Origin of the sequence: Cohnella suwonensis, from assembly GCF_042655365.1 — a bacterium.
GTDB lineage: Bacteria > Bacillota > Bacilli > Paenibacillales > Paenibacillaceae > Cohnella > Cohnella suwonensis.
This window is the reverse complement of sequence record NZ_JBHSMH010000021.1, coordinates 1-11537: the sequence shown is the minus strand read 5'-3', so window position 1 is coordinate 11537 and position 11537 is coordinate 1. Positions and strand designations below refer to the sequence as shown.

The 11537-nt window shown below is 47.5% G+C and carries 11 protein-coding genes; 9 read left to right on the top strand and 2 right to left on the bottom strand.

From position 1 onward, the window contains the following. Window positions 1–5: 5 nt before the first annotated feature. Window positions 6–1211 carry a cytochrome P450 gene (locus ACFPPD_RS08765; protein ID WP_209750313.1) on the bottom strand — a complete coding sequence of 402 codons (1206 nt, stop codon included), beginning with the start codon at window positions 1209–1211 and terminating at the stop codon, window positions 6–8. Window positions 1212–1277: 66 nt separating this feature from the next. Continuing rightward, window positions 1278–2333 carry a chorismate synthase gene (gene aroC, locus ACFPPD_RS08760; RefSeq protein WP_209750314.1) on the bottom strand — a complete coding sequence of 352 codons (1056 nt, stop codon included), beginning with the start codon at window positions 2331–2333 and terminating at the stop codon, window positions 1278–1280. 211 nt (window positions 2334–2544) lie between these two features. On the opposite strand from aroC, the gene ACFPPD_RS08755 reads away from it, so the two are divergent. The 9 genes from ACFPPD_RS08755 to ACFPPD_RS08715 all read left to right on the top strand — a co-directional run bounded on the left by ACFPPD_RS08755 (window position 2545) and on the right by ACFPPD_RS08715 (window position 11396). Next, window positions 2545–3597, top strand: coding sequence for a phosphotransferase (locus ACFPPD_RS08755; protein ID WP_209750316.1), 1053 nt, complete (start codon window positions 2545–2547; stop codon window positions 3595–3597). Beyond that, complete coding sequence (locus tag ACFPPD_RS08750) at window positions 3575–4486, top strand: phosphotransferase (RefSeq protein WP_209750317.1); 912 nt, start codon at window positions 3575–3577, stop codon at window positions 4484–4486. Before ACFPPD_RS08755 ends, ACFPPD_RS08750 begins: the two co-directional genes overlap by 23 nt. Before the next feature lie 132 nt (window positions 4487–4618). Continuing rightward, complete coding sequence (locus tag ACFPPD_RS08745) at window positions 4619–5800, top strand: KamA family radical SAM protein (protein WP_209750335.1); 1182 nt, start codon at window positions 4619–4621, stop codon at window positions 5798–5800. A gap of 324 nt (window positions 5801–6124) precedes the next feature. After that, window positions 6125–6940, top strand: a complete 816-nt coding sequence (locus ACFPPD_RS08740; RefSeq protein WP_209750319.1) for a YheC/YheD family protein — start codon at window positions 6125–6127, stop codon at window positions 6938–6940. A 59-nt stretch (window positions 6941–6999) separates the two neighbouring features. Beyond that, entirely contained in the window at window positions 7000–7887 is an 888-nt protein-coding gene (aepX, locus tag ACFPPD_RS08735; protein WP_209750321.1) for a phosphoenolpyruvate mutase, read from the top strand. Then, window positions 7887–9026: a phosphonopyruvate decarboxylase gene (gene aepY / locus ACFPPD_RS08730; RefSeq protein ID WP_209750323.1), complete on the top strand. Its 1140-nt coding sequence runs from the start codon at window positions 7887–7889 to the stop codon at window positions 9024–9026. Before aepX ends, aepY begins: the two co-directional genes overlap by 1 nt. Window positions 9027–9044: 18 nt before the next feature. Further along, the gene (locus ACFPPD_RS08725; RefSeq protein WP_209750325.1) at window positions 9045–10166 is read left to right on the top strand and encodes a 2-aminoethylphosphonate aminotransferase; all 1122 of its coding nucleotides are present in this window, start codon (window positions 9045–9047) and stop codon (window positions 10164–10166) included. A 3-nt stretch (window positions 10167–10169) separates the two neighbouring features. After that, on the top strand, window positions 10170–10922 hold the full coding sequence (locus tag ACFPPD_RS08720; protein ID WP_378081888.1) for a YheC/YheD family protein: 753 nt from the start codon (window positions 10170–10172) through the stop codon (window positions 10920–10922). Between the two features lie 108 nt (window positions 10923–11030). Further along, window positions 11031–11396 (top strand): ArsR/SmtB family transcription factor, encoded by a 366-nt coding sequence (locus ACFPPD_RS08715; protein ID WP_209750327.1) that lies wholly within the window; start codon window positions 11031–11033, stop codon window positions 11394–11396. The last annotated feature ends 141 nt before the right edge of the window (window positions 11397–11537 follow it).

The following is an 11537-nucleotide window of genomic DNA, read 5'->3' as shown; positions in this document are numbered from 1 at the left end:
TGACGTTACACGACCTCAGCACGGATATGAAGCGTTTCATAACCGCGAAAAACGATGGATTGTTTCCATCGGGGCTGACCGATAATTTCCGGTTTTTCCAAGCGTGCCACCAGCTTCCGGAGGGCAATTTCGCCTTCCAGCCTAGCCAGCGGAGCTCCCAGACAGTAATGCGGGCCCGATGCGAATGACAAATGCTTGCAATCGGAACGAACGATATTGAAATCCTCAGGCTGACTCATGACCGAGGGGTCGCGGTTCGCGCCGGCGAGCGCGATCATGACGACCTGACCTTGCTGCATGGATTGACCGGCAAACACGAGATCATCGCTCACGACCCGGTAGACCATCAGAATCGGCGGTTCATAGCGCAGCGTTTCTTCCACCGCAGCGGGAGCCAAAACAGCGTTGCCGCGCAGCATATCGTACATCCCGGGGTGATCCAGGAGCAGTTTATATCCGTTCGTTATCAGATTGCCCGTAGTTTCATGCCCGGCGAACACTAGCAGCAGACAGGTGGCGACCATCTCTTCCGTATTTAGCTGATCATACTTTTCTTTGGCTTCAATCAGCCGACTGATCAGATCGTCCCGGGGATGCGACCGTCTGGTTTCTATCAGTGCCTCGAAGTATCGTTTTGCATCCTCGATATCTCTGGTATTGCTCTCCAGTTCTTCCATAGACGGATTAAAGTCGATAAACCGGAAGAACGCGTTCGACCAATTCCGGAAGAAACCCTGGTCTTCCTTCGGCACGCCGAGCAGCTCTGCGATTACAAATGCCGGAAGCAGGTGCGAAAAATCACGGATCAGCTCATGCTGCGGGCTTGCGCGGCACTCATCCAGCAGTTGGTCTGCAATACTCTCGATAATGGGGCTCAACCTCTGAACCATTCGCGGAGTGAACGCTTTGTTCACCAGATTGCGTAGTCTTGTGTGATCCGGCGCGTCGCGGAACAGCATCATGTTACGCATAAGCCCGACTTCAGGCGGCGGGGTGTTCTCCGGATGAACCGGCTGGTGACCGGACGTATCGGCTTTCTTGACTTCGCGAATAAAGCGCGCGTCTTTCAGGAGCGCCTCCGCCTCTTTATAGCCGGTCACCAGCCACATCGGTAAGCCGAAAAAATTCTGCCATAACACGGGGTGCCTCTGCCTGGCCGCCCTGAAGACGGCATACGGATTATCGATGAACTTCTCTGCGAAACCAGACATATCAAGCCTCATCTCTATACCGGATTGATTAATATTATTTCTGCCGCGTCCGATACATTCCAATAACTAATGAAGCATCGCTGCTTGACGTTTAAAATGGTCCTCGATAACAAGACAAGCCATCGCTTCTACGACAGGTACTATTCTAGGGCAGATGCAAGGATCGTGTCTTCCTTTTGTAACAATAACTTGCTCTTCTCCATTAACATGGACCGTATGCTGGGGAATCGAGATTGAGGATGCCGGTTTTACGGCAACCCGAAAGACAATATCGGCTCCCGTACTGATTCCTCCAATAATCCCGCCCGAATGATTGCTTATAAAACCATCTGCATTCATTTGATCATTATGTTCGCTCCCCAACATTTTAGCCGCAGCAAACCCGGCGCCGAATTCAATCCCTTTTATTGCCCCGATGGATAACATAGCCTTTGCTATCTCTGCATCGAGTTTATCGAAAACGGGCTCCCCTAATCCTGGATTAACGCCTCGCAGTTTACACTCCACGATCCCGCCGCAACTGTCTCCAACCGATGCCAAAGATTCAATTTTTTCAATCATCTTGGCAGCCGCTTCAGGATCGCAAGCCCTTACGGGATTAGCTTCAATAGAACCCTCTACGTAGTTGCGGCATTGAATCCCGCCGATTTCAGTCGTATAGGCTATAACGGATACGCCTCTTTGTTCGAGCAGTTTGCGCGCAACGGCCCCTGCCGCTACTCTGGCAGCCGTTTCTCTGCCGGAGGCTCTGCCGCTTCCTCTATGGTCGCGTAAACCATATTTCTTTAAGTACGTGAAGTCTGCATGACCGGGTCGAAAAGAATGTTTGATCTCATCATAATCTTCCGGTCTCATGTCCTTGTTAAATAAGATAATAAATAGGGGAGTACCCGTTGTTTTACCTTCAAATAGCCCGGACAATATATTGACCTTGTCATATTCTTTTCGCGGGGAAGTAACTGTCGATTGTCCGGGTTTCCTCCGGTCCATTTGTACCTGAATATATGCCTCGTCTATTTCCACTCCAGGAGTAACGCCATCAACGATCACGCCGACCGCTTCTCCATGGGATTCGCCGAATGTCGTAATCTGAATCCTTTCGCCGAACACGTTGCCAGCCATTAACTCATCCCCTTCACGATACCCCCGTAGATGGTGAATCTAATAGTCGATTGTCCTTGTTTATTATATGGCGGGAGGAGTAAGACGTTACTTACCCCGTAACAAAGTCCAATCTTTTCCTATCGTTAATTCATATATTGCTTTCATTCCAGTAAAGGAGCGATATTTGGGTAAATGTCCCGAGCGTTGATGAACGGGAGGAGTTTCAGCCATGACCCATCCAAGGCCGTCGCAACGGTTGAGTTCGATTTTACAGCAATATGGCTTGCGTACTTATAAAATCCATGCTTGCCGCTCCCTTTATAAAAAAAGAGCAGCATATCGCGCGTTTACCGATAAGGGCTCTTTTTTGCTAAAACCCTATAAAGGCCGGCAGAGCCTTCTCAATCGGGTTTATTCACAACTTGCATGGTTAAAAAAACACGGTTTCGATAGCATGCCTCAGTGGCACAGGGCGGCTAACGGAAAGCATTGGATTACAAAAAACAGACGGATTTATTATGTAACGGAGTGGATGGAAGGTACCCCATTGGGAGAAGACCCGCAGGATTATGAGAGGCTGGGTGAAGTACTGGCACGGCTTCATCTGATCTCACGCCGGCGGTCGTCTGTCCGCCCTTCCTTCTCGAAGGCGGAAATCCATCGCTTTCGGAAGCGGCATCGGGCATTTGCGCGGCATTTGCGGATTATACAAAAGAATAGAAACGAGAGCGGCAGTTGGTTTAGGGAGCGGGGAGATCAATGCCTTTCCATGGCCGAAGAAGCGTGGAACACCTTAAAGCAACATGACGTTAAGCGGATCATACGGAAGGAAAAAACTTCGATCATCCATGGCGATGTAACAAGTCCGAACGTCATCGTTCATACAGACGGTGTTTACTTGGTGGACTGGGAACGTGCAAGACGCGGCTCGGCTTATTACGAAGTCGCCAAAACGTTAAATAATGTTGCGGCTTTTTCGGTGCCATACATGAAGGCGCTTCTTAACGGTTACGAGAAACATTACCCGTTAATGCCGGAAGAACGACTTATCATAACCTCCCTGTGTCGATTGCCGCGCGAAGCATGGATTGTCGCCGAGCAAATTCGGTCAGGCATACGTACGGACATGTTTAACGTGTTGATGGAAACCTGGTCTAAGCGTTTGGAAGCGATTCGTTGGTTGGATGCGTGGGCTAGTCGGCAGCCGCGTTCCCCGGTTAATGATACGCCTTTCATCCCGGAAGAGGAGGCGACCGGTATTGACGCTGAACGATCACATTGAAGCCGCCTTTCCTCTGGCGATCCGAAACATGACCAAAGTTCGTGATGTGTATCGGCTGCTGACGACGAGGGGCCGCGTGCTTTGCATCAAAAGCTATCCGATCCCTGAACCGGAAGTACGCTTTATCGCGCAGGTGATGATTCATCTTGCCGAGACGGGATTTCGTTACGGTCCCCGGATCATACCGACACGAGACCAAGCGCTTTGGACGATGAGAAAAGAAAAAGCATTTATGATCACCAATTGGGTACGGGGAAGAGCACCGAATTTGGGTGACCGGTTAGAGTGGCGCAAAGCGATCCGGATGCTCGCCGATTTCCACCGCCACGCCGAACGCATGGAGATCCGCGACGTGCCGCCGGAAAGGAACCGATTCGCAAAGTTGCCTAACATTATCGCGGATTACCGCAAAAATATGCTTGAGTATCCATCGGTAGAAAATATGAGCGCTTGCGTTTCACTTTGCGATGATGCCATTCGCTATTTGAGTGAGCCGGAAAGCTTGGAAGCGATCAAATATGAAGAGTCCGTGCGCGCCTTTGTACACGGAGATTACAATTATCCCAATCTGGTCTTCGATCGGCGGCGATTCATTCATCTGATTGATTTTGAGAACACGTCTCACCAGGTAAGAATGGCGGACCTTGCCCATATCCTGCATCGAAATGTCGCTTGGAAGGGCGACGAAACGCTGCGATGGATCGAGCATTACGATCGTACAAGGCCGTTAAGCAGCGGAGACAGGCATTTGCTGTTTGCTCTGCTTCACGTTCCTTATCCGCTTGTTCGAGCGATTCGATTGCACAAATGCCGCCAAAAAATAAGAAACGCGATGCCAAAATCAAAAATGATCGATCAGTATGTCGGCAGCTTAAAAAAAATCATCTGATTGTATTTTTTTTCGCCCACTCCGCGTCTGCCAACACTTATTGGACGAATGATGCATTTTCTAAGATATAAAACTCGAAAGGGTGATGGGATTGCACGTCTTGAGACCTATGGATTGGAGGATCAAAGGGCCATGCCGGTAAAATATATCACGGACATAGGAAGCCTACCCGAACTAACCGAAGATGAGAAACGTTCCTTACGGCAGGTTATTGATAAATTCGTTTTTCGGCTTAACGATTATTATGTAAAGCTGATCGATTGGTCCGATCCGAACGATCCTATAAGACGGCTAGTGATTCCAAGTAACGACGAGCTTCAGGAATACGGCCGATGGGATGCTTCCGATGAAGACACGAACTATGTCGTGAAAGGATGCCAGCACAAATACAAGACGACGGCCTTACTGCTCGTTTCGGAGGTATGCGGCTCCTACTGCCGATTCTGTTTTCGCAAAAGACTGTTTCGTGAAGACGTAAAAGAAGCCATGCCGGATATTCAGGACGGTCTCGATTATATTTCTACCCATACCGAGATTAACAACGTGCTGCTGACGGGCGGCGACCCGTTAATCCTGTCAACGAAAAAACTAAGCCGGATTATTGAAAGCCTGCGGGCAATGGAACATGTGAAGATCATTCGGATCGGATCGAAAATGCCTGTTTTCAACCCGATGCGAATTTACGAAGACGAACAACTTCTCCAATTGTTCCGGACCTACTCCACGAAAGAGAAGCGAATTTACGTCATGGCCCATGTGAATCATCCGAGAGAGATCACTCCCGAAGCCCAAAAATGTTTTAAAGCATTATACGATGCCGGAGCGATTGTGGTGAATCAAACCCCGATTCTCAAAGGAATCAATGATGACCCCGCCGTACTTGGCGAATTAATGGATAAATTATCGTGGGCTGGAGTTACACCCTATTATTTTTTCGTTAATCGGCCTGTAGCAGGTAATCGCGGATTCGTCCATTCGCTGGAAGAAGTGTATCGTATCGTGGAAGAAGCGAAAGCGATAACTTCGGGCCTCGGTAAACGCGTAAAGCTGTGCATGAGCCATACTTCGGGAAAAATTGAGATATTAGCCGTCGAAAAAGGAAAAGCATATCTGAAGTACCACCAGTCGCGCGACGGGGAATTCGGCAAACTCATGATTCTTGATTGTCCCAAAGAGGCCGCCTGGTTCGATGATTTGCCGGACAACGAGAAGTACTGGAAAAAACCGGGCAAAAAGACGATGGACGTCATCTCCGTCAATGAATTGCCGGATCGGCCGCAGAAAATCGCGAGTTCGAAAACTTATACTTTCTGATTGTTTAAATATATTAAGCGGGGTGTAACCACCATGGCATCCTCCTCCGGTCTCAGAAGACCGATTATCGGAGTTATCGTAGGAAGGCGACTTGTAAGAACAACAGGTATGCGTGAGCTTGCCAAAGCGAATCGAGTCGCGAAAACGACGCTCCACTTTTTCTCCGCGAGAAATGCGAATTTCAGACGCAGAAGAATAAGAGGAATCCGCTTCAATAGTCGTAATGGACGTTGGGTAAGAAGTTGGATTCGGAGGCCTGACGTCCTGTATGTACGCGGCGGTTCAAGCGCAAGAGTTCGGCGTACCGTAAGACGTTTCGATAGAATGGGTATCCCGAAAATCAATCCTTTGGTTCGTTTCAGCAAAAGCGAATTGTTTCGCAAATTGAAACGGGTTGAGAAAATACGACCCTATTTACCATACACCAAAACCATTCATCGATTTAGCAAAGTAAGAAAATACGTGCGAAGGCTGGGCAGCGTGTATATTAAAGCGACCTACGGCAGAAAAGGCACTAAGGTTATGCGCGCGGTAAAAAGGTCCGAGGGCGGTTATAGATACAGTTATGCGGTTATCGACCGTTTGGTCAGGAGAAAAGTCGACCATTTTAAGGACCTGAAAAAAGTAATGAAACGTTTTTTTCGCAATCGGGAGTTTATCGTTCAAGAGGCTATCGATCTCATTCGGTTAGGCGATCATCAACCTGTGGATTTTCGAGCCGAATTACAAAGAAACGGCAAAGGCAATCTTAAAATTTCCGGCATATCCATCCGGATCGGCCGAAGTCATTCTCCCATTACGACCCATGCCAGCGCTTATAAAATGGAGGATCGGTTGCAAGATTTGTTCCCTGGATACTCGAAAGAAGAAATTGAGGATTTGAAGGGAAAAATCAGAAACTTTGTAGTCTTGGTTTATAAAAGCGTTGAAAAATGTTACGGGAAGTTCGGAGAGCTCGGAATCGATTTTGCCGTTGATAAAAAAGGTAAAATTTGGTTGATTGAATGCAACGCTCAATCCGCAAAAGTTTCTATAGCGAAGGCGTACGGACCAAAAATACGAAGAAAAATATACTTGGCCCCCCTTCTATACGCAAAAAGATTAGCAAGAAGGAACAGGATAAAGCGAAGGAGGAAATAATCCGCCGATCGGCACGAGAAAGCCGATCTGACTTTTTGATGGATGGAGGCTGCTGAAACATGGGTAAAACATCCCGATTAAAACATCTAATCAACTCCCAAAGCTTGGAGTTTCTAATGGAAGCCCACAACGGCTTGTCGGCAAAAATCGTCGAAGAGACCGGTTTTAAAGGGATTTGGGCCAGCGGATTATCCATATCCGCTGGTCTCGGCGTTAGAGACAACAACGAGGCTTCCTGGACGCAAGTTTTGGATGTTTTGGAGTTTATGAGCGATGCAACGTCCATTCCGATTTTGCTCGATGGAGATACGGGTTACGGAAATTTCAATAATGCAAGACGTCTGGTTACAAAACTGGAACAGCGAAATATCGCAGGGGTATGCATCGAAGATAAGCTGTTCCCGAAAACCAACTCCTTTATTAACGGTCAGGCGCAGCCGCTTGCCGATATCGACGAGTTTTGCGGCAAAATCAAAGCCATGAAAGACACGCAAACCGACGATGATTTTATGGTTGTAGCAAGAGTCGAATCTTTCATAGCGGGCTGGGGGTTAGAGGAAACGCTGCGGCGCGCCGAAGCATACCGACAAGCGGGTGTGGACGCTGTCCTTATTCATAGTCGCCGATCGGATATATCGGAAATCGAATCGTTTATGAAAGAATGGCAAGGCAGGCTTCCCGTCGTCGTTGTGCCTACCAAATATTACGAAACGCCGACACGGCGCTTTGTCGATTTGGGGATCAGCGTTGCCATCTGGGCAAATCATAACCTTCGGACGTCTATCGCTGCGATGCAGAAAATATCGGAACGAATTTTCAAAGAAGAAAGTATCGCGAATGCAGAGTCGGACATCGTTTCCCTGGAAGAAGTTTTTCGGCTGCAAAGGGCCGAAGAGCTGCAAGAAGCGGAACGCAAATATCTCCCTTCCGGTAATCGTGGTCGCTGATGATCCACACCAAACGATTCGGATCGGAATTGCAAAAGTTGGGGTTTTCGTTTTATACAGGCGTGCCTTGCTCATTTTTAAAGCATCTAATCAACTATGCCATTAACGAATGCGATTATGTAGCGGCAGCGAACGAAGGAGATGCGTTGGCCATTGCGTCAGGCGCGTTCGTCGCTGGGAAAAAACCGGTCGTTCTCATGCAAAATTCAGGTTTAACGAATGCCGTTTCCCCTTTAGTTTCTCTCAACTACACCTTCCGGGTTCCGGTGCTCGGCTTTGTCAGCTTGCGGGGCGAACCCGGTAAGCAGGATGAGCCACAGCATGAACTGATGGGCCGAATCACGATTCCCCTATTGGAGCACATGCAGGTGAAATGGATGGTTTTATCTTCCGATATGGAGGAAGCGCAGCATCAACTGTCGCTTGCAGCGCAATGGATCGACCGTAACCGATCGTTTTTCTTCGTTGTACGAAAAGGAACGTTCGAGAACGAACCGCTGCATAAGCAAAAGCGTTCCTCGCATGTGAATGACGAAACTGACGAAAGGCATGCTCCTGACCAGCTACCTTCCAGGCGTGAAGCCTTGACGGTCATTAACGCCTTGAAAGACGGTAAGACCGTACAATTGGCCACGACGGGCAAGACGGGACGCGAACTCTACGAAATTGAGGATGCCCCGAACAACTTTTACATGGTCGGTTCCATGGGCTGTATCAGTTCATTCGGACTTGGATTGGCACTAAACCAAAAGAATGCCGACGCCGTTGTCATTGACGGAGACGGGTCCCTGCTCATGCGCATGGGGAGTCTGGCGACAAACGGCTTTTACGGACCTCCCAACCTGCTGCATATCGTTCTGGATAATAACGCTCATGATTCGACAGGAGGACAAAGTACGGTCTCGCACAATGTGAATTTCGTGAATATTGCCGCTTCATGCGGTTACAAGAAATCTGTTTATGTACACCATTTAGATGAATTGGAATATCGGATAAAAGAATGGAAACTGACGAAAAGATTAACTTTTATTTGCATGAAAATATCAAGAAGCCTTGACCGGAACCTTGGACGACCTCAAATCAAGCCCCATGAAGTGAAGGAACGACTCATGAAATTTTTGAAAAATATCCACCCTTGAATAAAGGAGGACAGCCGCTTGCAAACCGTCAAACGTAATATTCTACTCAATCCCGGACCGGCGACAACGACGGACAGCGTAAAATTCGCCCAGGTGGTACCGGATATATGTCCGAGGGAAAAGGAATTCGGCCAATTGATGGCTTACGTTTCTAACGAACTGACCTGTCTGATAGCCGATCCGAATGAATACACGACGGTGCTGTTTGGCGGTTCGGGCACTGCGGCTGTGGAATCGATTATTAGCTCCGTGGTTGACGATGAAGCGGCGGTTATCGTCAATAACGGCGCATACGGGAAAAGAATGTGCGAGATTGCGGAATCGTACGGCCTGGATTACTTCGAATTTAATTGCGCTCCCGACGCGGCCATCGACTTGGCCGCTCTAGAACTCTTTATTCGATCGTGCCCGCGGACGGTCTCCCATCTTGCCGTCGTTCATCATGAAACGACAACCGGACTATTAAATGACATCCCGTCTATCGGAAAGATATGCGACAATTATCAAATAGATATGATTGTCGATGCCATGAGCTCGTTCGCAGCCATTCCCTTGTCGATGAAAGACATGAATATCAGCTATTTGGCGGCAAGCTCCAACAAAAACATTCAGGGTATGGCGGGAGTCGCCATTTGTATCGCAAATAAAAATAAATTGGAGAACATCCGCCATCAAAAGCCAAGGAATTATTACCTGAATTTATATGCTCAATTTCAATATTTTTCAATAAACGGCCAAATGCGCTTCACTCCGCCCGTACAAACGCTTTACGCGCTTAAACAAGCGATTGATGAGCTTAAACAAGAAGGCATCGAACAACGATATAGACGTTACTGCAGGTCATGGGAAACGTTAATCAACCGAATTACGGAGCTTGGGCTCAAGTATCTAGTGAATAATAAACATCATTCGAAGATTATTACCGCTATCGTTGAACCGGACTGCAACAACTATGATTTTAACGACATGCATGATTATTTTTACGATAGGGGCTTTACGATTTATCCCGGAAAGATCGGAGAGTTGAAAACGTTCAGAATCGCGAATATGGGTGACATCACTTACGAAGATATGGAAGCTTTCTCGACTTTGCTGGAAAATTATCTCAGTCAAATTCACTGTATGGAGAAAGGAGGATAATAGGTGGGAATATCCATTAGGCAAAATAAATATAAAAAATACAAGTTCATGAAGAAATCCCGAAAACTAAGACGGCACCTCCCGGATACGAAAAAAATGACGAAAAAAACGTTAATGGATTTTTTGAAAGAATACCGCGATATTATACTTAAGCCTATGGGCGGCAAACGCGGTCGCGGCGTGATTCGGGTATCTGAAGTAAACCGGGATCGATACGAGATACACTACGAGTACATGAAGGAAATCGTGGAAGAAAACGAAAGGTTATACGATGCGGTGAATAGATACATCGGCAATCGCAGATACATCGTACAACGGCGTATTCCCCTCGCAACAATCAAAGGCCGGCCTTTCGATATACGGGTCATCGTACAACGCATAAGTAAACTTCATCCATGGAAAGTAACAGGAAAAGCAGTCAAAGTTGCAGGCGAAGGTTATATCGTCACGAACATTGAGAGATCCAAAGGAACCGTACTGCCGTTTAGAAGAGCCATCCGAAAATCTTCGTTAAAAAATGCGTCATCTACAGTATTAGGATCGAAAATGAATAAAGTCGCTATACGTGCGGCTACAAGACTCAGCAAATTGTTTAAGGAAAAGTATATTTATGGTTTCGATATGGGATTAAGCTCACGTGGTCGCGTCTGGATCATTGAAGCGAATTTAAGTCCGATGCTGAGCCATTTCAAAAAAATGGATAATAAGAGGATGTATCGGCGAATTCTCAGATATCGCCGCTTGATATTAAAGTGAATAACTCGGAATCGCGGAAATGACGCAACATAACCCGTCATATTTCCGCGATTACCTTGTCGCGGTTATAATGAAAGAACATTACAAATGCGACAAGGGAGCCAAATCATGGATATCATCAGATTTGAACAATCCGGCGAAAACTGTACCCATTCGAATGCACCGTTGCATGAGATCAAACAGGAGATGATCAACGACCGATCCGCATCCCGACTAGCAGAGCTATTTAAGGCGATCGGAGACCCGACAAGGGTAAAGCTGATCGGTGCCTTGCTGCGTCAAGAGCTATGCGTCCACGATCTGTCCGTCTTGCTCGACATGGGTCAATCCGCCGTTTCCCACCAGCTTCGGTATTTGCGCAACATACGCATGGTCAAACGAAGGAAAAGCGGCAAAATGGTATATTATTCGTTAGACGATACGCACATCGAGCAAATTTTCATTCAGACGTTGCAGCATCTCGAACACGAATAACCGTTCATCGACGCCCCTCTTGCACGGTTAAGAAAGACCGGAGGCTTTGCCTCCGGTCCTTTTACTTTTGGCGGATTTCCATAATGAAGCAATCATACCCATGACCCTTGTAACTCTCGGGGTCGACCGATCCGACATCCC

Bases quoted from the DNA above. Each gene is read 5' to 3' on its own strand.
- ACFPPD_RS08765 (WP_209750313.1), bottom strand. From the start codon at position 1,211: ATGTCTGGTTTCGCAGAGAAGTTCATCGATAATCCGTATGCCGTCTTC.
- aroC (WP_209750314.1), bottom strand. From the start codon at position 2,333: ATGGCTGGCAACGTGTTCGGCGAAAGGATTCAGATTACGACATTCGGC.
- ACFPPD_RS08755 (WP_209750316.1), top strand. From the start codon at position 2,545: ATGACCCATCCAAGGCCGTCGCAACGGTTGAGTTCGATTTTACAGCAA.
- ACFPPD_RS08745 (WP_209750335.1), top strand. From the start codon at position 4,619: ATGCCGGTAAAATATATCACGGACATAGGAAGCCTACCCGAACTAACC.
- ACFPPD_RS08740 (WP_209750319.1), top strand. From the start codon at position 6,125: ATGGGTATCCCGAAAATCAATCCTTTGGTTCGTTTCAGCAAAAGCGAA.
- aepX (WP_209750321.1), top strand. From the start codon at position 7,000: ATGGGTAAAACATCCCGATTAAAACATCTAATCAACTCCCAAAGCTTG.
- aepY (WP_209750323.1), top strand. From the start codon at position 7,887: ATGATCCACACCAAACGATTCGGATCGGAATTGCAAAAGTTGGGGTTT.
- ACFPPD_RS08715 (WP_209750327.1), top strand. From the start codon at position 11,031: ATGGATATCATCAGATTTGAACAATCCGGCGAAAACTGTACCCATTCG.